Origin of the sequence: Thermus sp. NEB1569 (assembly GCF_022385295.1) — a bacterium.
Taxonomy (GTDB): domain Bacteria; phylum Deinococcota; class Deinococci; order Deinococcales; family Thermaceae; genus Thermus; species Thermus scotoductus.
This window is the reverse complement of sequence record NZ_CP092445.1, coordinates 396477-416818: the sequence shown is the minus strand read 5'-3', so window position 1 is coordinate 416818 and position 20342 is coordinate 396477. Positions and strand designations below refer to the sequence as shown.

At 63.5% G+C, this 20342-nt stretch carries 21 protein-coding genes, 2 tRNA genes and 2 rRNA genes; 16 read left to right on the top strand and 9 right to left on the bottom strand.

Going from position 1 to position 20342, the window contains the following annotated elements; all coding sequences use genetic code 11:
• Window positions 1-4: 4 nt before the first annotated feature.
• Window positions 5-748, top strand: coding sequence for a hypothetical protein (locus MI302_RS02770; protein ID WP_239726128.1), 744 nt, complete (start codon window positions 5-7; stop codon window positions 746-748).
• Here MI302_RS02770 and MI302_RS02765 read toward each other — a convergent pair.
• Window positions 732-1952 (bottom strand): IS256-like element ISTth4 family transposase, encoded by a 1221-nt coding sequence (locus MI302_RS02765; protein ID WP_239725337.1) that lies wholly within the window; start codon window positions 1950-1952, stop codon window positions 732-734. The genes MI302_RS02770 and MI302_RS02765 overlap by 17 nt on opposite strands.
• 100 nt (window positions 1953-2052) lie before the next feature.
• On the opposite strand from MI302_RS02765, the gene MI302_RS12165 reads away from it, so the two are divergent.
• From MI302_RS12165 to MI302_RS02745, 4 genes are all read left to right on the top strand, one after another.
• A complete protein-coding gene (locus tag MI302_RS12165; RefSeq protein WP_304653893.1) occupies window positions 2053-3150 on the top strand; it encodes a hypothetical protein in 1098 nt (365 codons plus the stop codon).
• Window positions 3151-3159: 9 nt separating this feature from the next.
• Window positions 3160-4266 carry a hypothetical protein gene (locus MI302_RS02755; protein WP_239726127.1) on the top strand — a complete coding sequence of 369 codons (1107 nt, stop codon included), beginning with the start codon at window positions 3160-3162 and terminating at the stop codon, window positions 4264-4266.
• Window positions 4267-4542: 276 nt separating this feature from the next.
• A complete protein-coding gene (locus MI302_RS02750; RefSeq protein WP_239726126.1) occupies window positions 4543-5211 on the top strand; it encodes a transglycosylase SLT domain-containing protein in 669 nt (222 codons plus the stop codon).
• Complete coding sequence (locus tag MI302_RS02745) at window positions 5208-5480, top strand: hypothetical protein (RefSeq protein ID WP_239726125.1); 273 nt, start codon at window positions 5208-5210, stop codon at window positions 5478-5480. Before MI302_RS02750 ends, MI302_RS02745 begins: the two co-directional genes overlap by 4 nt.
• 68 nt (window positions 5481-5548) lie before the next feature.
• Here MI302_RS02745 and MI302_RS02740 read toward each other — a convergent pair.
• Window positions 5549-5625 (bottom strand) — tRNA-Ile (locus MI302_RS02740).
• A gap of 194 nt (window positions 5626-5819) precedes the next feature.
• Here MI302_RS02740 and MI302_RS02735 point away from each other — a divergent pair.
• The 4 genes from MI302_RS02735 to moaA all read left to right on the top strand — a co-directional run bounded on the left by MI302_RS02735 (window position 5820) and on the right by moaA (window position 10052).
• A 23S ribosomal RNA gene (locus MI302_RS02735) occupies window positions 5820-8698 on the top strand.
• An 81-nt stretch (window positions 8699-8779) separates the two neighbouring features.
• A 5S ribosomal RNA gene (rrf, locus tag MI302_RS02730) occupies window positions 8780-8896 on the top strand.
• Between the two features lie 10 nt (window positions 8897-8906).
• Window positions 8907-8982, top strand: a tRNA-Gly gene (locus MI302_RS02725).
• 92 nt (window positions 8983-9074) lie between these two features.
• Complete coding sequence (gene moaA, locus MI302_RS02720) at window positions 9075-10052, top strand: GTP 3',8-cyclase MoaA (RefSeq protein WP_172960111.1); 978 nt, start codon at window positions 9075-9077, stop codon at window positions 10050-10052.
• Here moaA and MI302_RS02715 read toward each other — a convergent pair.
• Window positions 10030-10860, bottom strand: a complete 831-nt coding sequence (locus tag MI302_RS02715; protein ID WP_126204558.1) for a DMT family transporter — start codon at window positions 10858-10860, stop codon at window positions 10030-10032. The two genes, moaA and MI302_RS02715, sit on opposite strands and share 23 nt — an antisense overlap.
• A 17-nt stretch (window positions 10861-10877) precedes the next feature.
• On the opposite strand from MI302_RS02715, the gene MI302_RS02710 reads away from it, so the two are divergent.
• Genes MI302_RS02710 through dusA form a run of 5 tightly spaced genes read left to right on the top strand, consistent with a single transcriptional unit; the run spans window position 10878 to window position 14707 of the window.
• Complete coding sequence (locus MI302_RS02710) at window positions 10878-11870, top strand: polyprenyl synthetase family protein (protein WP_239726124.1); 993 nt, start codon at window positions 10878-10880, stop codon at window positions 11868-11870.
• Between the two features lie 7 nt (window positions 11871-11877).
• Complete coding sequence (locus tag MI302_RS02705) at window positions 11878-12069, top strand: hypothetical protein (protein ID WP_126218378.1); 192 nt, start codon at window positions 11878-11880, stop codon at window positions 12067-12069.
• Window positions 12057-12653 carry a hypothetical protein gene (locus MI302_RS02700; RefSeq protein WP_038031952.1) on the top strand — a complete coding sequence of 199 codons (597 nt, stop codon included), beginning with the start codon at window positions 12057-12059 and terminating at the stop codon, window positions 12651-12653. Before MI302_RS02705 ends, MI302_RS02700 begins: the two co-directional genes overlap by 13 nt.
• A gap of 1 nt (window position 12654) precedes the next feature.
• A complete protein-coding gene (ispH, locus tag MI302_RS02695; protein ID WP_239726123.1) occupies window positions 12655-13680 on the top strand; it encodes a 4-hydroxy-3-methylbut-2-enyl diphosphate reductase in 1026 nt (341 codons plus the stop codon).
• Complete coding sequence (gene dusA, locus MI302_RS02690; RefSeq protein ID WP_126187570.1) at window positions 13673-14707, top strand: tRNA dihydrouridine(20/20a) synthase DusA; 1035 nt, start codon at window positions 13673-13675, stop codon at window positions 14705-14707. Before ispH ends, dusA begins: the two co-directional genes overlap by 8 nt.
• On the opposite strand, the gene MI302_RS02685 is transcribed toward dusA, so the two are convergent.
• Together MI302_RS02685 and MI302_RS02680 are read right to left on the bottom strand one after the other, a co-directional pair.
• On the bottom strand, window positions 14594-15259 hold the full coding sequence (locus tag MI302_RS02685; RefSeq protein ID WP_126203414.1) for a tetratricopeptide repeat protein: 666 nt from the start codon (window positions 15257-15259) through the stop codon (window positions 14594-14596). The two genes, dusA and MI302_RS02685, sit on opposite strands and share 114 nt — an antisense overlap.
• Before the next feature lie 10 nt (window positions 15260-15269).
• Window positions 15270-16589: a glycogen synthase gene (locus tag MI302_RS02680; RefSeq protein WP_239726122.1), complete on the bottom strand. Its 1320-nt coding sequence runs from the start codon at window positions 16587-16589 to the stop codon at window positions 15270-15272.
• 30 nt (window positions 16590-16619) lie between these two features.
• Here MI302_RS02680 and MI302_RS02675 point away from each other — a divergent pair, with 30 nt between their 5' ends.
• Together MI302_RS02675 and MI302_RS02670 are read left to right on the top strand one after the other, a co-directional pair.
• Entirely contained in the window at window positions 16620-16883 is a 264-nt protein-coding gene (locus tag MI302_RS02675; protein WP_019551327.1) for a type II toxin-antitoxin system Phd/YefM family antitoxin, read from the top strand.
• Window positions 16880-17317 (top strand): type II toxin-antitoxin system VapC family toxin, encoded by a 438-nt coding sequence (locus tag MI302_RS02670; RefSeq protein WP_038031940.1) that lies wholly within the window; start codon window positions 16880-16882, stop codon window positions 17315-17317. Before MI302_RS02675 ends, MI302_RS02670 begins: the two co-directional genes overlap by 4 nt.
• Here the strand turns inward: MI302_RS02670 and MI302_RS02665 are convergent.
• From MI302_RS02665 to glgC, 4 genes are read right to left on the bottom strand one after another with little or no spacing between them, the layout of a single operon-like run.
• Window positions 17314-17685 (bottom strand): gamma-glutamylcyclotransferase, encoded by a 372-nt coding sequence (locus MI302_RS02665; protein ID WP_239726121.1) that lies wholly within the window; start codon window positions 17683-17685, stop codon window positions 17314-17316. The genes MI302_RS02670 and MI302_RS02665 overlap by 4 nt on opposite strands.
• On the bottom strand, window positions 17685-18365 hold the full coding sequence (locus tag MI302_RS02660) for a response regulator transcription factor (protein ID WP_239726120.1): 681 nt from the start codon (window positions 18363-18365) through the stop codon (window positions 17685-17687). The genes MI302_RS02665 and MI302_RS02660 overlap by 1 nt, the downstream gene beginning before the upstream one ends.
• Window positions 18366-18386: 21 nt before the next feature.
• Window positions 18387-19073: a SagB/ThcOx family dehydrogenase gene (locus tag MI302_RS02655; protein WP_038044673.1), complete on the bottom strand. Its 687-nt coding sequence runs from the start codon at window positions 19071-19073 to the stop codon at window positions 18387-18389.
• 2 nt (window positions 19074-19075) lie between these two features.
• Complete coding sequence (gene glgC / locus MI302_RS02650) at window positions 19076-20320, bottom strand: glucose-1-phosphate adenylyltransferase (protein WP_019551322.1); 1245 nt, start codon at window positions 20318-20320, stop codon at window positions 19076-19078.
• Window positions 20321-20342 lie beyond the last annotated feature (22 nt).

The following is a 20342-nucleotide window of genomic DNA, read 5'->3' as shown; positions in this document are numbered from 1 at the left end:
AAACATGCCAGCCAAAATAGCGATATTGCTTACCCCAATAGTAGCGGGTGGATTGTTTGGATACGCACTTGCCCGAAGGCGCAAATCACAAAAACTAGAAAAAGACAAAGAGATTCCGCTTCCGGTTAGTGAACAGGCTCCTCCTGATCGAAGCCCTGTTGAGCAGTCTCGCCCTTGGGAAAATGCGCCTTTGTCTAAAGACTCATTAAACTACGCCGGACCGATCCCCGATGTTCCCAAATCGTCTGCCGATGCATGTGAAGAGCACATGGTGAAAATGTATGGGCCAAACTGGAGGGAGGTTTTCAGAAAAAGGATTGAAGAGTATCCATGGCGTTCGAAAGATGGGAAACGAAACGCACTAACTACGTTAGACGCGATGTGTAGAAAAGGACATTTGTGGGAGTTAGGGCTTGTGAGCCTGACTAACTTAGCTCAGGTTGACCGATCTGCATACTACGATGAGGTGTCAGAGGAAGCGCGAACCCTTCAAGATGAGCTGTACCAAGCCGTTTTACGTCTAGAAAACCCCGGCTTTTACAACACTACCCACAGCGTGGCGGAGTCGTTAGCGGCGGACGTGATTCATAAAACAAAACAGGCGGGGTTTGGGCCATGCATTTTCTCGTGGGAATACCAAGGGAGAAGCATGCCCACGTTGCAGTCGTACTACCAGCGTGTCCTAAATGCCTACTGGCCTGACGGCAACTTTGAGGCGTGTGGCGGTCGTGTCAAGAGTTATGTGTAAGAGTCTGTGTACGGGGGGCATACCGCTCCTGAAGCATCTTCTCCAGCACCTCCTTCACCTCCGAGAACCCCTTTAGTTTCCGTTCTGCCCACCTCCCTTCCTGCCTCTCCGACTCCAGGTAAAGAAGCTTGTACACCGCCTCTTCCTTAGGAAACTTGTGGTCCCGCACCTTCGTCCCCCGCCGTAGCTCCCGGATAAACCGCTCCATCAGGTTGGTGCTCCGCAGGTACGGCCAAAGCACCTTGGGGTACCCGTAGAACCGCAGGAAGGCCCCCGAATCCTGTACCCAAAGCCCCACCACCCCCGGGTACCGCGAACCCCAGGCGGCCTTCACCTCCTCCAAGGCCCCAAGAGCTTCTTCCCGGCTCTCCGCCCCGTACACCCGCCTCAGGTCCTCCGCCAGCAGGGCCCGGTCCCGGGAGCGCACCTGGGACAGGCTCCACCGCACCCCGTGCACCACGCACCGCTGCCACTCCGCCTGAGGGTAGACCCTGCGGATCGCCTCGGGAAGCCCGGGCAGCCCGTCGGTGATGAAGAGCAATACCCGCCGCAGGCCCCGCTGCCAAAGCTCCCCCAGGACCCCCTCCCATCCCAGGGCGCTCTCCGTGGGCAACAGCCAAAACCCCAGGACCCGCCTCTCCCCATTAGGGGCGATGCCCAGGGCCACATACACGCTTTCCCGTACGATCCCTTCTCCTTCCCTGAAGACCTTTAGGGAAAGCCCGTCCAGGTAGACGAAGGCCATCTCCTCGGGCAAAGGCCGGGTGCGGAAGGCTCCTGCCGCCTCCAGGACCTCGTCCGTCAGGGCGCTCAGGGTCTCGTGGGAGTAGCGGTGGCCTAAGAGCAGGCTCAGTATCTCGGCCGCCTTGCGCTGACTGACCCCGGCGGCGTAAAGGGCTACCGCCACTTCCCCCACGTCCACCAGGCGGCGGACGTAGGGCTTAAGGAAAGCCGGGTAATACCGAGATTCCCGATCCCTAGGGACCTTCAGGTCCACCTGGCCGAAGGCGGTCTCCAGCTTGCGGGGGTAGTAGCCGTTCCTGCGGCCTCCGTGCACCTGCAAGAAGGCCGTCCGGTCCAGCTCCAGAACCGTCTGCAGAACCTCGGCTACTGTCTCCCGCACCGCTTCCCTCAGCAAGATCCGCAAGGTATCCTGGTCCACGGGGCACCTCCTCGTGCTAAGGTGTGCCCCCCTATTAAACACGGACCCTTACACATAAATCCTTACACGACCCGTGTGGCCCTCACGATTACTTCAAAGACATAGAGAGGGTAACGTTGCAACGCTGGAATAGCATGTAGCAATGGTAACTGCCAAAACGTACAAACGGGGCGACACTTTCGCCCCCGAGGTGCGCCCAGCCCCCGGCCCTCGGAGCATGGGGGACACCGGGGACGGCTCCTATGCCACCCTCTACGGCTACGCGTGGGCGGGCCTCCTGGACCGCGTGGAGCGGCGCTTCCGCCTCTTCCAGGCCCAGGTGCCCGGGGAGGGCCCCTGGCCCTTGCACGACTCACGGGGGGCAGAAGTGGCGGTGTGGGTGGAGGTGGAGGTGCCTCCCCTCCCTCACCCGGTGGAGGAAGTCGCCCATATGGCCCTGGCCTTTGACCAGGCGGCCCGGCACGTGGTGGCCTACGAGCGGGAGGGGGAGGTCTGGGTGCGGCAGTGGGACCCCCTTAGTCAGTCCTTCGTTCAGCGGGGCCCTTTCCCGGGCGTGGACCCCGTCCTCATCCAGGACGCCACCATTGGCTACTACCCTCCGGACTCGGACGTGCTCCTCTTCCATCTCTCCCCCGACCGCACGAGCCTGGCCATGCGAGTCCAGCGGGAGCTGTACGCCACGGCCCACACCATCCAGACCTTTGACCAACCTGTGGTGCTGGACCAGGCCGTAGCCTTGCCCTACCAGGTGGAGCTGTTGGGAAGCTTCTTGGACGCCCTGGGGGCCACCGGCTACGCCGTGCGGTCCGAGATATATCCCGTGCGGGTTGAGGACGCTCTGGGCCCGGCCAGCCTCTCCGCCCCCACCACGGGCGATTACATCCCCATCGTAGTCACCCTGGACCTCGGGATGGAGGACTTAGGCCAAGCTACCCTTACCGCTCCCGCTACTGGGGACTACATCCCCATCGTGGTCATCGTGGACCTCGGGACGGAGGGCATTGGCTCGGCCACCCTATCGGCACCCGCCACGGGGAGCTACGTTCCTATCGTGGTCGTTCAGAACCTTGGGACGGAGAACCTTGGCACCGCTACCCTCTCCGCCCCGACCACGGGAACCTACGCCCTGGTAGTGGTGGTCGTGGACTCGAGAGGGGCAAACTACTTCCCCCCTGGCTACGAAGCCCTGGGTTCGGCTACCCTCTCTGCCCCAACCACAGGGAGCTACGAACTCGCCTAAGGAGGAAGCATGGGAAAGATTATCGTGCCCGGCAAGGAAATCCTGATACCGAGGGTTGTGGTGCGGCCCCTTCTGCCGCCGCCACCGACATTCAGCGCCCGCCTGCAACCGCAACACCTGCATTGGCAGGTGGGGCGCTATAAGGAGCGCCTGACCTCCGGCCCGGGCGGGCTCGGAAGGGAGAAGATTTGGGTCGTTGAGAAGGAGGCCGAACAGCACAACCTCATCTTGACCCAGACCTATGACGCGCTAATACCGAGCAGCGGATTTGCCTCGCTCGCCGACTACGCCGTAGTGGGCACGGGCTCAACGCCACCGAATGCGACCCAGGCGGGGTTAGTAGCCGAAGTAGCGAGGACGAACGCCGGAGTAAGCGGCGAACCCGACACGATTGCGCGCCAGTCCACCTCCGGCCCCGGGGTTGGAACATTCATCATCACAAAGAAGCGCGAGTTCACCGAAGCCCAGGTGGGCGGCAGAAACCTCACCGAGTGGGGGTTCAGTCCCTCCGGTAGCGCAGGGGGCAACCTGATGACCAGGGAGCTGTTCCGGGACGGGCTGGGTAACCCCGTGGTCATCTCGCTAGCTTCGGACCAGAGGCTACGGCTCATTTACGCCTATCAGGTCAGCTACTCTCCAAACGCCGGGGCGCCGCAGGACGCAAGCATAAACATTGCCAACCTTGGTACCTTCGCCGGGAAGGTGTTCGCCACGCGCTACTATAACGCATACGATAGCGGAATGGGCGACCTCTATCTGCTGTCGTGGTGGGCTATGGCGTACGTGGGAAACAACATCGACGCCTTGTATTTCTACCCCCTAGACGCCTATAAGGCGCCGAACTTAGACTCTCAGTTTGGAAACTACTCCTCCCCAGTCGGGTACCAAATAACTTCCGGGATGTTCACAGCCATCACCAGAGGTCGGAAGATAAACGCCATCACCATCCCCGCCACCGATTACAACCGCGACATCTATGGGTTTGCGATAATCAGGTACTCTGGCTCGTCCCACGTCGGCGGCTTCGCCCTCGCGTTCAACAGCGGCGTAAAGTTCACCAAAAGCAACCTCTACAAGCTCGTCGTTGGAGAATGGACTTTGACCTGGGGGCCGTGATGATCCCGCAAGGATGGGCAATCCGAGACCTGGTTGTACCCCCGGCTCAGGGGGTGCCCGTTTTGGACGTTGGACTATTCCCGTTGGCCCGCAAACATGGACGGCACGTCCCGGGAGCAGAGGCCAAAGGGGGCATGGCGCGTTACTGGGACATCCACGGCTTTGTCTGGTACCACGCCGGCGGGATGTTGACCTTGAACCGGGGCATGAAGCGGATCCGCCGCACGGCTAGGGGGGTGGAAGACGTTGCGCACCGGAGGGGTTAGCTGGGGGGTGGTGGCGTTGGGCGGCCTGGCCGCCTTCCTCCTCCTTCGGCCCCGCCCGGCGCGTGGTGGGGGTGGGGGAACCCCTGGTTCTGGAAGCGCCTGCCCCTACCCTCCCCCGGGGCCCCCGCCCTTGGACAAGGACCGGTGGAGCTTGATTGACCGCATTTATGCTCGCATTTCGGAAGTCAACCCCGCCCTGGCCCGGCAGTCCTGCGGGGACTGCGGGGGGCGGAACCTGGCCCAGATCGTGGCCGGGGCCCTGGCCCAGGCGGAAGGGATGGGGGTGCCCCCGGACCTCGTGGTGGCCCTGGCCCGGCGAGAGTCCTCCTTCAACCCCCACGTGGACCGGGTGGCGTACGCCCTCCAGATCAGCAGCAACGGGGCCACCTGCGCCTCGGGGTCCGAGATCGGCCCGCTTCAGGTCAAACCCTGCGCCTTCCGCCAGGTGGGCATGGACCCCACCCTCCTCCTCAACATGCCCATCCCGGCCCGGGTGCAGTACGCCACGGCGGCGGGGATCCGCTATCTGGCGTGGTTGAAGGGGCAGTTTCCCACGTGGTGCGATGTCCTGCACGCCTACAACCGGGGGCCTACCGCTTATAGGCGGGGTGAGCGGAATGACGCCTATGTAGACCAGATCCTGGCCTGGGCGTCCCAATACTCCGAGCTGAGGGTATGAGGCAGCTTCCTTGGGGCATCCTGCTCATGTTTGCGACACTGGCTGTCGCCTTTGCGTTGGCGGGCCTCTGGTGGTGGCTGCTCTTCCTAGGCGGCCTGATCCTTTGGCTTGGGATCGTGGAGCTGTGGGCCGTGCGCCGCACGGGGCTCACCATCTCGGGGCAGTTTCTGGCGTGGGCCCGAAGGCATCCGTGGTGGGCAGGGGTCATGGCCGCCCTTTTGGGCGGGGCTATGGGTTATTTGGTCTACCACCTAACAACGGGCTATTAGGTGTCGTGTAGGTGTCAAAAGGCGCTCCCCGGGGCCTTGGTGACCCCGGGGATTTGCCTTTCTCATCGTGGTGGGCGATGGTGGACTTGAACCACCGACCTCACGCTTATCAGGCGTGCGCTCTGACCAGCTGAGCTAATCGCCCCCGCACGCAAAAACTAGCTTAACGAGGGGAAGCCTTTCCGTCAAGATACCCAGAGGCCTACCCCCACGGCCCCCCTTGACAGTCTTGTGTTGGTCTGGTAGTTTTTTCTTTGCGCTGCCTGAAGGGGCGGCGGGGGATCTTGAAAGCTGGGGTGGAGGATAGGTAGTTAGAGGCCGTGATGAGCGGCCTTTGAGGGTCAAGATGCTAAGGGCCCACGGTGGATGCCTTGGCACCCGAGCCGATGAAGGACGTGGCTACCTGCGATAAGCCAGGGGGAGCCGGTAGCGGGCGTGGATCCCTGGATGTCCGAATGGGGGAACCCGGCCCGTGGGAACACGGGTCACCGCCGATTGGCGGGGGGAACCTGGGGAACTGAAACATCTCAGTACCCAGAGGAGAGGAAAGCGAAAGCGACTCCCTGAGTAGCGGCGAGCGAAAGGGGAAGAGCCTAAACCGTCTGGCTTGTCCGGGCGGGGTAGTGGGGCCCTCGGATACCGAATCCCCGACTCTAGCCGAAGCTGTTGGGAAGCAGCGCCAGAGAAGGTGAAAGCCCTGTAGGCGAAAGGGGAGGGGATAGGTGAGGGTACCCGAGTACCCTGTGGTTCGTGGAGCCATGGGGGAATCTGGGCGGACCACCGCCTAAGGCTAAGTACTCCGGGTGACCGATAGTGAACCAGTACCGTGAGGGAAAGGTGAAAAGAACCCCGGGAGGGGAGTGAAATAGAGCCTGAAACCGTGGGCTTACAAGCAGTCGCGGCCCCTTTAGGGGTTGCGGCGTGCCTATTGAAGCATGAGCCGGCGACTCACGGTCGTGGGCGAGCTTAAGCCGTTGAGGCGGAGGCGTAGGGAAACCGAGTCCGAATAGGGCGTTAGTCCGCGGCCGTGGACCCGAAACCGGGTGAGCTAGCCCTGGCCAGGGTGAAGCTGGGGTGAAGCCCAGTGGAGGCCCGAACCGGTGGGGGATGCAAACCCCTCGGATGAGCTGGGGTTAGGAGTGAAAAGCTAACCGAACCCGGAGATAGCTGGTTCTCCCCGAAATGACTTTAGGGTCAGCCTCAGGTGCTGACTGGGGCCTGTAGAGCACTGATAGGGCTAGGGGGCCCACCAGCCTACCAAACCCTGTCAAACTCCGAAGGGTCTAAGGTGGAGCCTGGGAGTGAGGGCGCGAGCGATAACGTCCGTGTCCAAGCGCGGGAACAACCGAGACCGCCAGCTAAGGTCCCGAAGTCTGGGCTAAGTGGGAAAGGATGTGGCGTTGCTGAGACAGCCAGGAGGTTGGCTTAGAAGCAGCCATCCTTTAAAGAGTGCGTAATAGCTCACTGGTCGAGTGACGCTGCGCCGAAAATGATCGGGGCTTAAGCCCAGCGCCGAAGCTGCGGGTCTGAGGGGTGATCCCTCAGGCGGTAGGGGAGCGTTCCCGATGCCGATGAAGGTCGTCCGCGAGGGCGGCTGGAGGTAAGGGAAGTGCGAATGCCGGCATGAGTAACGATAAACAGGGTGAGAATCCCTGTCGCCGTAAGCCCAAGGGTTCCTACGCAATGGTCGTCAGCGTAGGGTTAGGCGGGGCCTAAGGTGAGGCCGAGAGGCGTAGCCGAAGGACAGCCGGTTAATATTCCGGCCCTTCCCGCAGGTGCGATGGGGGGACGCTCTAGGCTAGGGGGACCGGAGCCATGGACGAGCCCGGCCAGAAGCGCAGGGTGGGAGGTAGGCAAATCCGCCTCCCAACAAGCTCTGCGTGGTGGGGAAGCCCGTACGGGTGACAACCCCCCGAAGCCAGGGAGCCAAGAAAAGCCTCTAAGCACAACCTGCGGGAACCCGTACCGCAAACCGACACAGGTGGGCGGGTGCAAGAGCACTCAGGCGCGCGGGATAACCCTCGCCAAGGAACTCTGCAAGTTAGCCCCGTAACTTCGGGAGAAGGGGTGCTCGCCTTTGGGCGAGCCGCAGTGAACAGGCTCTGGCGACTGTTTACCAAAAACACAGCTCTCTGCGAACTCGTAAGAGGAGGTATAGGGAGCGACGCTTGCCCGGTGCCGGAAGGTCAAGGGGAGGGGTGCAAGCCCTGAACCGAAGCCCCGGTGAACGGCGGCCGTAACTATAACGGTCCTAAGGTAGCGAAATTCCTTGTCGGGTAAGTTCCGACCTGCACGAAAAGCGTAACGACCGGAGCGCTGTCTCGGCGAGGGACCCGGTGAAATTGAACTGGCCGTGAAGATGCGGCCTACCCGTGGCAGGACGAAAAGACCCCGTGGAGCTTTACTGCAGCCTGGTGTTGGCTCTTGGTCGCGTCTGCGTAGGATAGGTGGGAGCCTGTGAAGCCGCCCTTTCGGGGGCGGTGGAGGCGCCGGTGAAATACCACCCTGATGCGGCTGGGGGCCTAACCCAAGGGATTGGGGACAGCGCTTGGCGGGCAGTTTGACTGGGGCGGTCGCCTCCTAAAGGGTAACGGAGGCGCCCAAAGGTTCCCTCAGGCGGGACGGAAATCCGCCGGAGAGCGCAAGGGTAGAAGGGAGCCTGACTGTGAGGCCTGCAAGCCGAGCAGGGGCGAAAGCCGGGCCTAGTGAACCGGTGGTCCCGTGTGGAAGGGCCATCGATCAACGGATAAAAGTTACCCCGGGGATAACAGGCTGATCTCCCCCGAGCGTCCACAGCGGCGGGGAGGTTTGGCACCTCGATGTCGGCTCGTCGCATCCTGGGGCTGAAGAAGGTCCCAAGGGTTGGGCTGTTCGCCCATTAAAGCGGCACGCGAGCTGGGTTCAGAACGTCGTGAGACAGTTCGGTCTCTATCCGCCACGGGCGCAGGAGGCTTGAGGGGGGCTCTTCCTAGTACGAGAGGACCGGAAGGGACGCACCTCTGGTTTCCCAGCTGTCCCTCCAGGGGCATAAGCTGGGTAGCCATGTGCGGGAGGGATAACCGCTGAAAGCATCTAAGCGGGAAACCCGCCCCAAGATGAGGCCTCCCACGGTGTGAAGCCGGTAAGGACCCGGGAAGACTACCCGGTGGATGGGCCGGAGGTGTAAGCGCCGTGAGGCGTTGAGCTGACCGGTCCCAATCGTCCGAGGTCTTGACCCTTTTGCCCTGATGACCACCCCAGCTTGGATCCCCTGCCGCTTGAAGGCGGCGTGGGATTTTGAAAAACAAAACACGAGAATCCCCCGTGCCCATAGCGGCGTGGAACCACCCGTTCCCATTCCGAACACGGAAGTGAAACGCGCCAGCGCCGATGGTACTGGGACCGCAGGGTCCTGGGAGAGTAGGTCGGTGCGGGGGATTTTTCCTTGCGGGAGTAGCTCAGTTGGTAGAGCACGACCTTGCCAAGGTCGGGGTCGCGGGTTCAAGTCCCGTCTCCCGCTCCACATCAACCCCCAGGCCTAGGCCTGGGGGTTTGTTTTTTTATCCCTTGCCCTCCGGCCTAGGGCGTAGTATGGTGGCCCGAAGAGGGAAAGGCATGAAGCTACTGGACAACTACGGGCGCCTTATCAAAGACCTTCGCATCTCCATCACCCCCCGGTGCAACCTGCACTGCCTTTACTGCCATCCCCTAGGCCTCGAGATGGCCGAACCCCCAGGGACCCTCACGGTGGAGGAAGTGGACCACTTCCTCGAGGCCGCCTCCCTCTTGGGCTTATCCGCCGTGCGCTTCACGGGCGGGGAACCCTTGGTGCGCAAGGAGCTTCCCCAGATGATCGAACGGGCCCGGAGCAAGGAGGGCATCGAGGACGTGGCCATCACCACCAACGGCCTCCTCTTCGCCAAAAGGGCCAAGGAGCTGGTGCAAGCAGGCCTGAACCGGGTGAACATCTCCTTGGACGCCATCACCCCTGAGGTCTTCACCCGCATCACCCGGGGCGGCAAGGTGGAGCGGGTTTTAGAGGCCATAGAAACCGCTTTGGAGCTTGGGCTTCACCCCGTCAAGCTCAACGCCGTGGTCATCCGGGGGATGAACGAGGAAGAGGTGGTGCCCCTAGCCAGCCTCTCCCTGGACCGTCCCTTGCACATGCGCTACATCGAGTACATGCACCTGGACAACTCCGACCCCGAGGAGTACCGCCGCCGCTTTGTGTCAGGAAAGGAGATCCGGGCGCGGATCGAGGCGGTCTTTGGTCCCTTGGAACCCGTTCCCCATGACCCCACCTCCCCGGCCCGGGTTTTTCGGATCCCCGGGGCCCAGGGCACCCTGGGGTTCATCAACCCCGTCACCGAGCCCTTCTGCTCCAACTGCTCCCGGCTTCGCCTCACCTCCGACAAAAAGCTCCGGCCCTGCCTCCTCACCGATCTGGAGATGGATATTTCCTGGGCCTTTGCCGCAGAGGAGCCGGTGGAGGCCCTGGTGGATGCCATCCTGATCGCCACCAACCGCAAGCCCGCCTTCGGCAACACCCTCCCCACCTTAAGGAAGCGGGTCATGCTGGGGATCGGCGGATAGCCTGGAAGGTGGCCAGGACCACCAGAAAGGCCCCAAGGCCCCCCAGAAAGCCCAGCCTTTCCCCCAGAACGGCGAAGGCAAAAAGGGTGGCCCAGACGGGTTCCATGGTGTAAAGGATGGCCGCCTGGGGTGCAGGCACGTACCTCTGTCCCCAGGTCTGGAGCCAGGTGGTGAGGGCCGTGGCCACCACCCCTAGGTAGAAAACAGCACCCCAGGGTATCCCTTCCCACCTCACCCCCTCCCAAAGGGCCCAGGGCAGGGCAAGTAATGCCGTGCCGAAGATCTGAACCGCCGTGAGGGGCAAGGAGGGAAAGGCCTTGGCGTGCACCTCGAGGCGCACGATGTATAGAGCGTAGGTGAATGCGGTAAGAAGGGTCCAGAGATCCCCCACGTTCAAGGGAGGCTGCCGGGGATCATAGGAGAGAAACCCCACGCCCAAAAAGGCCAAAAGGGCCGCCAGCCAAACCCCCCCAAGCCTCCGGCCCACCAGGCCCAGGATCAAGGGGACCAGGACCACGTTCAAGGCGGTGATGAAGGCGCTTCGGCTCGCCGAGGTGTACATGAGGCCCACGGCCTGGGAGGCATAGCCCAGAAGCAGCCAAAAGGCCAGCTCCATCCCCGGGCCCCACACCCCCTTGGGCAGGCGAAAGGCCCAGGGGAGGAAGAAGAGGCTGGCCAAAAGAAAGCGCAGGAAGACCAGGAGGCTTGGGGTCATCTCCCCTACCGCCCCCTTGACCACCACAAAGGTGGTGCCCCAAAGAAGGGTGAGGAGGTTGAGGGCCAGGAGGCCCAAGGCATAGCCGCGCATGGCCTAAAGTGTATAGCATGGTGCCCTCTCCCCAGGAAGTGAAGGATGCCCTCCACGAAAGACTCCTGGGCTACCTGACCCACCCGGATCCCGCTTACCAGGCGCTTCTTCAGGAGTATCCATCCCGAGGTGGAAAGAGGCTCCGGGGGCTTTTGGTGGTCTATGCGGGGCTGGCCCATGGTGCTACCCTCGAGGCCAGCCTTTGGGCAGGAACTGCCCTGGAACTTTTCCAAAACTGGGTGCTCATCCACGACGACATCGAAGATGGCTCCGAGGAACGCCGGGGAAGGCCCGCCCTGCACCGCCTCTACCCCATGCCCCTGGCCCTGAATGCCGGGGATGCCTTGCATGGGGAGATGTGGGGGCTTTTGATCCGAGGTTTGAACGAAGGCCTCTTTGGACCGGAGGTGCTGGCCGAGTTCCATCAGGTGGTGCACCGCACTGCCTACGGGCAACACCTGGACCTCCTCTGGACCCTTTCCGGCCGCTTAGACCTGACCCCGGAGGATTACCTCCACTTGGTGGCCCATAAGGCCGCCTACTACACCGCCGTGGCTCCTTTGAGGCTTGGAGCCCTGCTTTCCGGGAAAACGCCCCCTGCCCTCTACGAGGAAGCAGGGCTAAAGCTGGGGATAGCCTTCCAGATCATGGACGATGTTCTCAACCTCGAGGGGGACCAGGCTTACGGCAAGGAGCTCGCCGGTGACCTCTACGAGGGCAAGCGCACCCTGATCCTGATCCGCTACCTCCAGGAAGCCCCCAAGGAGGACCGCATCCGGGCCGAGGCCCTCCTAAGCCTTCCCCGGGAGGCCAAGCCCGAGGCCGAGGTGCGCTGGCTTTGGCAAAACCTCCTGGTCTCCGGAGCCGTGGCCTGGGCCAAGGAGGAGGCCAGGAGACTTGCCCAAGAGGGGATGGGTGCCCTTATTCCCTACCTGGACACCCTCCCCGGACGGGAGGCCACCTCCCATTTGCAAAACCTCCTCACCGCCCTGGTGGAACGCAGGGCATAATGGGGCCATGCAGGGGGTTAGGTTCAAGGTGATCACCGCCAACGATCCCGATATCTTTCAAGAAAGGCTCAACCGCTTTGTGGAGGAGCTTCCCGAGGACGCGGTCCTGGTGGAGGTGAAGTTCTCCGTGGCCGAGGGGTCCTCTCCCCTCTTCGCCGCCTTGGTGCACTACAAGGAAGTGGAGGCGTGGAAGGAGTAGAGGCCTTTCTCTTTTTCCTGGCCCTAAGGGGAGAAGCCAGACGGGAGGAGGTGCGGGCCCGCTTCCCCAAGCTGGTGCCCTTGCTCAAGGCCCTGGACCAGGAGGTGGAAGCCCAAGGGGAAACCTTTCGCCTGCGGAAACCCCTCCGCCTCTCCTGGTTCGCCCCCCTTTTCCAGCGGGAATACTCCCCCCTCCTGCCCGAGGAGGAGCGAACCCTGGCCCTGGAAAGGCTCCTCGAGGCGGCCCACTTCTCCGCCCAGGAAGGCGAACCCCTGGCCGAGGCCGAAGGCCTCTTGAGGGTAGCCCGGGCCTTCCAGGAAGGCAGCCAGGCCCTCCTAAGGGCGGCGTACCGGGAGGCCCTCCACCGCTACGGGGAGGGCCTGGGGCTTCTTGAAAAGGAAGGTCTCCCCTTCCCTGCCACTGCCTTGGCCCTCCTGGCCCTGGCCCAGGAGGGCTTCCGCCCTGGGGGCAAGGGGCGGGAAACCGCCAGGAAGGCCCTGGAAAGGGCCAAGACCCCCTTTGCCCGGGAGGTAGCGGAAAGGCTCCTCGCCCGGGACACAAAGGCCCAGGAGGCGGACGCCTAGAATGGAGGGCATGGAGAGGGGGCTAAAGCGCCTCTACTTGGCCCGGCCCAGGGGCTTTTGCGCCGGGGTGGTGATGGCCATCCAGACGGTGGAGCGCTGGGCGGAGGCCCTGAAACCCCAGGGGGAGCTGGTGGTGTACCACGAGATCGTCCACAACCGTGCGGTGGTGGAGCGGCTTAGGGCCAAAGGGGTGCACTTCGTGGAGGATCTTTCCGAGATCGATAGCCTTCGCCGGGAAAAGCCCCTGGCGGGCACCCTGGTCTTTTCCGCCCACGGCCACCCTCCGGCCGTGCGCAGGCAGGCGGCGGAAATGGGCTTCCACATCCTGGACGCCACCTGTCCCCTGGTCACCAAGGTGCACATCGAGGCTAGACGCTATGCCCAGGAAGGGTACTGGATCCTCCTGGTGGGGGATTCCGCCGACCACCAGGAGGTGAAGGGCACCTACGGGGAGGCCCCGGAAAGGACCATCCTGGTGGCGGTGCACACCCACGTGGGCAAGGACCCCCGCCTGGCGGACCCGCACACGGTGGAGGTCCCCGACCCGGAACGGGTAGTGGTCCTCACCCAGACCACCTTGAGCGTGGAAGACACCTTAAAGACCATAGAGATCCTCAAGGCCCGCTTCCCCAAGCTGGTGGTGCCCAGGCGAAAGGACCTTTGCTACGCCACCCAGAACCGCCAGGAGGCGGTGCGGCGCATCGCCCCCCATGTGGACCTCTTCCTGGTGCTCACCAGCCCCCACTCCTCCAACGGGATGCGCCTTTTGGAACTGGCCCAAAGCCTTACCGGCAGAGCCTACCGCCTGGAAAGCGCCAGGGATCTCCAGGAGGAGTGGCTCCAGGGTGCCGAAAGCGCGGGCATCACCTCTGCCGCCAGCACCCCCGAGGACCTGGTGCAGGAGCTGGTAGAGTTGCTCCGGGCAAAATACCCGGGCCTCGAGGTGATCGAGGAAGGGGAAGAAGAGGACATCGCCTTCCGCGAACCCAGGGTCCTGTCCCCGGCGGAGGTCTTGCAGGATGTCTGACCACCGCCTGTCCGTGGCCCCCATGGTGGACCGGACGGACCGGCACTTCCGCTACCTGGTCCGCCAGATCAGCCGCAAGGTGCGGCTTTACACGGAGATGACCGTGGACCAGGCGGTGCTCCGGGGAAAAGCCGAAAGGCTCCTTGCCTTCCACCCCGAGGAGCACCCCATCGCCCTGCAGCTTGCGGGCTCGGATCCCAAAAGCCTGGCGGAGGCGGCGCGGATCGGCCAGGCCTGGGGATACGACGAGGTGAACCTAAACCTGGGTTGCCCCTCGGAAAAGGCCCAGGAGGGGGGGTTTGGCGCCTGCCTCCTCCTGGACCCCATAAGGGTGAGGGAGATCCTCAAGGCCATGGTGGAAGCGGTGGACATCCCCGTCACGGTGAAGCTCCGGCTGGGGGTGGAAGGGGAAAGCTACCCCCTCCTCGCCCGCTGGGTGGAAGCGTATGGGGAAACCGGGGTGCGGGTCTTCATCGTCCATGCCCGTAGCGCCCTCCTTAACCTCTCCACCCGGAAAAACCGGGAGGTTCCCCCCTTGCGCCACGACTGGGTCCACCGGCTAAAGGCGGACTTTCCCCACCTCACCTTCATTCTGAACGGAGGGGTGCGAACCCTGGAGGAAGCCCTTCCCCACCTGGAGAAGGTGGATGGGGTCATGATGGGCCGGGCGGTCTACGAGGACCCCTTTGTGCTGGCGGAGGCGGACCGGCGGGTGTTCGGCCTGGCGCATAGGCCAAGCCGGCTGGATGTGGCCCGGCGCATGCGGCTCTACCTGGAAGCGGAGGCGCAAAAGGGTACCCCTCCGTGGGCAGTGCTGAGGCACATGTTGAACCTCTTTCGGGGGCAGCCTGGGGGGCGGCTTTGGCGACGTCTGCTTTCGGAAGGGCGTTCCCTGGACGCCTTGGACCAGGCCCTAGGGCTTCTTCAGGAGCAGGTAGGCCAGGAGGGTGAGGAGGAACACCCAGACCCAAAGGGGAATGCGGCGGTGAAGCGGGCGGCGCTGGGGTTTTCCCGTCAGGGGATCTAGGGAAACAGGCGGGCGCATCTTGAGGCGGGTGGCCTGCTTCATGTGGGCTATCATCCTGTCCAGGTCCCCCTTCCGCTTATAAAGGGCCGCCAGGTTCTCGTGGACCAGGGGGTCCTCCGGGGCCAGTTTCAACGCCCGCTGGTAAAGATCCAAGGCCGCCTCCAGCTCGCCCCTTTCCAGGTAAAGGTTGCCCAGGTTGCTGAGGGCCCGGTGGTGATGGGGATCCAGGGCAAGGGCCTTTTGAAAACGGGCCTCGGCCTCCTCCCTTCTCCCCTCCCTCACGGCCCTTACCCCCAAGAGGACCTCCCGCTCCGCGGCGAACAGGGGGTCTTCCAGGCGCTCAGGGGCTTCCTCAAGACTTGTTTTGCCTTCGGCAAAAGCAACTAGCAGGCTAAGCCCGGCCAAAAGCCTCTCCCTAAGTTCCTCGGGGAAACCCTCCGCATAGACTCTGGCCTCCTGGTACTCCTTGCGCCTTAGAAGCCGGAGAAAGTGGAGCAGGGCCTGGGCTTCGGGATCCCCCGCCAGGGCTTTGGCCTCGAGGTCCGGAAGCATCCCCCCCATATTAGCCCAGGGCCTTTCGGTAGACCTCCAGGTAGGCCCGGGCGGACCTTTCCCAGGAGAAGTCCTTCTCCATGCCCCTCAGGCCCAGGGCCTCCGGCCCCAAGCGGAAAAGGCGCAAGACCCCGTAGAGGAGGCCCTCGGGGTGGTAGGTCTGGAAGAGTACCCCCGTGCGGCCATCCTCTATGGTGTCCTTAAGCCCCCCCACCGCCCGGGCCACGGGCGGGGTGCCGTAGCGCTGGGCGATCATCTGCACCAGGCCGCAGGGTTCAAAGCGGCTCGGCACCAAAAGGGCGTCCGCCCCCGCGTAGGCCAGGCGGGCCAAGGCCTCGTCGTAGGCCTCCACAAAGCGCACAAAGCCGGGATTCTCCTCCTCCACCTGCCTGAGGGCTTGCGCTAGGCCCTCGTCCCCCACCCCCTGGACCAGGAGGTAAAAGCCCAGCTCCTTCAAGCGGGGAACAGCCTTCAGGATAAGGTCCAGGCCCTTTTGCCCGTCCAGCCGGCCCACGTAGGCGAGGAGGGGCCCCTTAAGCCTCGTGCGCTCCCAAAGGGCCTTTTGCGCCAGGGCCTTGCCCCTTACATCCTCCCGGGAGTAGGGGGCGGGAAGGTGGGGGTCCTTGGCCGGGTCAAAGACCTCGAGGTCCAAACCATTCAGGATGCCGAAAAGCTTACCCGCATGGCGCCTCAGCACCCCATCCAGCCCCATGCCGAACTCCGGGGTCTGGATCTCCTCCGCATACGAGGGGCTCACCGTGGTCACCGCCCGGGCGAAGACAATACCCCCCTTCATCAGGTTCACCTGGCCGTAGAACTCCAGGGCCTCCATGTGGAAAAGACTCCAGGGAAGCCCCGTCCAGTGGAAGAAGAGGGCGGGGTCCACCAGGCCCTGGTGGGCCAGGTTGTGGATGGTGTAGACGGCAGGCACCCTGGCGGTAAGGGGCAGGAGGGCAGCGGTCCAGTCGTGGGCGTGGACCAGGTCAAACCCCAGGGCCACCCGGCCCGCCGCCACGGCAAAGCGGAGGTAGCGCTCCACGTCGTCGGGGTAGCCGTAGACCCGGTCCCGTTCAAACCCGGGCACGCCCAGAAGGAGAAACCGCACCCCTCCCTCCCACCGTTCCCCCAGGGGAGCCCTTTCCTCCTGTCCGGCGAAGGCATAGGCCACCTCTCCCACCCGCTGCGCCTCCACAAAGCGGTGCCAGGGAAGAAGCACCGTGGCCTCCACCCCCAGGGGTCTTAAGGCCTTGGGCAGGGCCCCCACCACGTCGGCGAGCCCCCCCACCTTCACCAGGGGATAGGCCTCGGGGGCCACCATAAGGACCTTCATGGTCATACTATAATCGACTATAATGGTCTTATGCGTAGGGTGTCGGTGAGCGAGGCCAAGGCCCACCTCTCCAAGCTCCTAAGGGAGGTGCGCTCGGGGGAGGAAATCCTCATCCTAGACCGCGGCAAACCCGTGGCCAGGCTGGTGCCCGCCGCCTTGCCCGAGGGCCTGGAAGAGCTGGTACGCCTGGGAATGGTGCGTCCGGGGAGCGGGGAGGTGCTGGACTTTGCCGGAATGCCCCGGATACCCGGGCTGGTGGAGGCCCTTTTGGAGGAGCGACGGGAGGAAGGATGAGGTTCTGGGACGCCTCGGCTCTTCTTCCCCTTCTGGCCCTCGAGGCCGCCACGGAAAGGGTGCAGGACCTCTATCTGGAAAATCCCTTGGTGGTGGTCTGGTGGGGAACCGAGCTGGAACTGGTTTCCGCTCTTGCCCGCAAAGCCCGAGAGGGAATCCTAAAGGATGCGCCCCTGGCCAAAGCCCTGGATCGTCTGGAAAGGTTACAAAGGGCGTGGTACGAGGTGTTGCCGGGGGAGGAGGTGCGGAAAACCGCACGCCGCCTCCTCTTCGCCCACCCCTTGCGAACCGGGGATGCCCTTCAGCTGGCCGCAGCCTGGGTGGCCAGCCGGGGCCGGCCCCAGGACCTTCCCTTTGTAACCCTGGATGCACGCCTGGCGGGAGCAGCCCTTAGGGAAGGGTTTCCCGTCCTCCCCGACCCGGGGGAAGCCTAGGCCGGCCACACCCCTTGGGGAAGCCAAACCGCACCCTCCAGGCCCCCCAGGTAGAGGTAGGTCCAGGCGAGAAGGGGGCCCTCTTCCGTTTCCACCAGGACCTTAACCCGCCGGTACTCCACCCCCTCCTCCTCCAGCTCGTCCAATAGGGAGAGGGCCTCCTCCGGCAAGAAGAGGACCTCCCCATAGACCCTTCCCTCCCCGGGAACCATGCCGGGATAAGGGTAAGGACGGCCCAGTCCCTCGGCCAGGTGAAAGAGGCGATACCCCTCCACGTACCCGGGAAGGACCTTCACCACCCGTCTTTCCACCAAAGGGTAGTTCCTTTCCCCCCGCTTCAGGGTCCCGTAGACGAAAACCCGCTCCATCACTCGCCCTCACCCCCCAGGAAGCGGTAGCCCATCCCCACCACCGTCTCTATGAAGCGAGGGGCCTGGGGATTGTCCCCTAGCTTTCTTCGCAAAAGCCGGATGTAGGCGTCCACCACCCGCTCCGAACCCTCAAACTCGGGCCCCCAGACCCTTTCCAGCAGCTCCTCCCGGGTGTACACCCGGCCCGGCGCCTGGGCCAGGGTGAGAAGGAGGGTGGTTTCCGTGGGAGAAAGCTTTAGGATCTCACCCTCCAGGTAGGCTTTGCGGGCCTCGAGGTCCAGCTCCAAAGGCCCATACCGCCGCCTCCCCTCCTTGCCGCTCCGGCGCAGGAGGGCCTTGATGCGGGCAAGCAGCTCCCGCAAGGAAAAAGGTTTGCCCAGGTAATCGTCCGCCCCCTCCAAAAGCCCTTCCACCCGGCTATCCTCTTCGGCGCGGCCCGTGAGGAGGACGGGGAGAAGGGGGTCCAGGTCTCGCAAGGACCTGAGGACCTCGAGGCTCTCCAAATCGGGAAGCCCCCGATCCAGGACCACCAGATCCGGCTTGGTCCCTTCCCAGGCCTGCTTCAGAGCCTCCCTCCCCGTGCGGGCCCACACCACCAAAAGCCCCTCCTTTTCCAGAAACCTTTTGACCAGCTCCCCTACCTGCGGATCATCTTCCACCAAGAAAATCCGTGCCATAAATCCTTCCCCAAATACCCTTTAGCGTCCTAAAATCACCACCACCCCAGGGTATTCCCCCTCGGGCAACCGCAGGAGGTGAGCCACCATCTCATCATAAAAGGTCTCGGCCGGGTATGCGGCCAGTCCCTGACCGATGGCGGAAAGAAGCACCAAGCCCGCCGCATAGCCCGCCTCGAGGAGGGCATACCGGTATCCCCTGAGGCCGAAGAGGGCCTCGCTCCTTTCCGGAACCAGAGTCAAGACCAAAAGGGCCGCCGCCTGCTCGAGGCCAAGGCCCAAAAGCGCCTCGGACCAGGAAGCCTCCTCCACCCTGGCGGCGATCTGGAAGAGCTGGTGCTCCTTGGGGAAGTAGTGGTAGACCCCCGGGAAAACCCCTTCCACCCGGCGCACCACCAGGTAGGCCTCCACGGGATAAGCCTCCCCCGCCGAGGGAAAACCCCGCCTCCCCGAGCGCTCCGCCAGGGGATAGAGGACCTGGGAAAGATCCTTCAGGGTCAGGGCCGAACCCACCTCGGGCAGGAGGGGCCTGAGCTGGGAAAGAACCCGGAACAAAGGCGGCCCTCCCTCCTCCCGGAAGGGAGGCAGGACCTGGGTTTCCAGGGGATTGGCGTAAACCTTGGACTTGGGCTTCCGCTTTAGGGGAAGCTCCTCCCCTTGGGCCAGGCGGGAAAGGCGATAGAAAAGCCTACCCGGATGCTTCTCCATGGCTAAAAGCGGTACCCCTTGGGCACCACCACCACCCCTTCCGGGGTAACGGTGAAGCCCCGGGCACGGTCGGCCTCGAGGTCGTAGCCGATCTCGGTATGGGGAGGAATCTTCACGTCCTTGTCGATGATGGCGTTGCGGATCCTGCAGTAGCGGCCCACCTCCACGTCGTCAAAGAGGACGGAGCGCTCCACCAGGCTGTAGGAGTTCACCCGTACCCGCCGGAAAAGGACCGACTCCCGCACCGTTCCCCCGCTCACGATGACCCCCCCGGCCAGAAGGCTGTTCAGCGCCCGCCCTATCCGTTCCCCCGTTTCGTGGACGAACTTGGCGGGGGGACTGAAGAGGTTGGCGGTCCTGAGGGGCCACTCGGGATTGAAGAGGTCGAACTCGGGAACCACCTTCACCAGGTCCATGCTGGCCTCAAAGTAGGCGTCCAGGGTACCCACGTCCCGCCAGTACAGGTTGGGACCCTCCTGGCCGGGGATGGGATTGCGGTGAAAGTCGTAGGCAAACACCCGGTACCCCTCCTTGAGGGCCCGGGGGATCACGTCCTTGCCGAAGTCGTGGCTGGAAGCGCTCTCCTTGGCATCGGCCTCCAGGAGTTCAAAGAGGGCCTCGGTGCGGAAGATGTAGTTGCCCATGGAGGCCAGGGCCAGGTGGGGCTTGCGGGGAATGGGCTTGGGGTTCTGGGGCTTTTCCTGGAACTCGGTGATGCGCCAATCCTCGTCCACCTGCAAAACCCCAAAGCGCCGGGCCTCCTCCACCGGCACGGGGTAGGCGGCGATGGTGATGTCGGCCCGCTTCTCATAGTGGTACTCCACCATGTGGCGGATGTTCATTTTGAAAATGTGGTCTCCCCCGAAGACGGCCACGGCCATGGGGGCGTGATTGTGCACCAGGTGCAGGTTCTGGTAGATGGCGTCGGCGGTACCCCGGTACCACACGGGGCCCAGCTCCTCGTAGCGGTACATCTGGGCGGGCACCAGGAGGATGAAGTGGTCCTCCAGGAAAGCCCCGAAGCGCCAGTAACGCTGGATGTGCTCGGTGAGGGACTGGGCCTTGAACTGAGTGAGGACGTAGATGGAGTAGATGCCCGAGTTCACGAAGTTGTTCAGGACGAAATCAATAATCCGATACTTGGCCCCGAAGGGCACCGCCGGCTTGGCCCGCTTGGCGGTGAGGGGGTAGAGGCGGCTTCCCTGCCCCCCTGCCAGGATCATGCCCAGGACCTCCACCTTAACCATGAAATCCCTCCTTTGTCCGCTA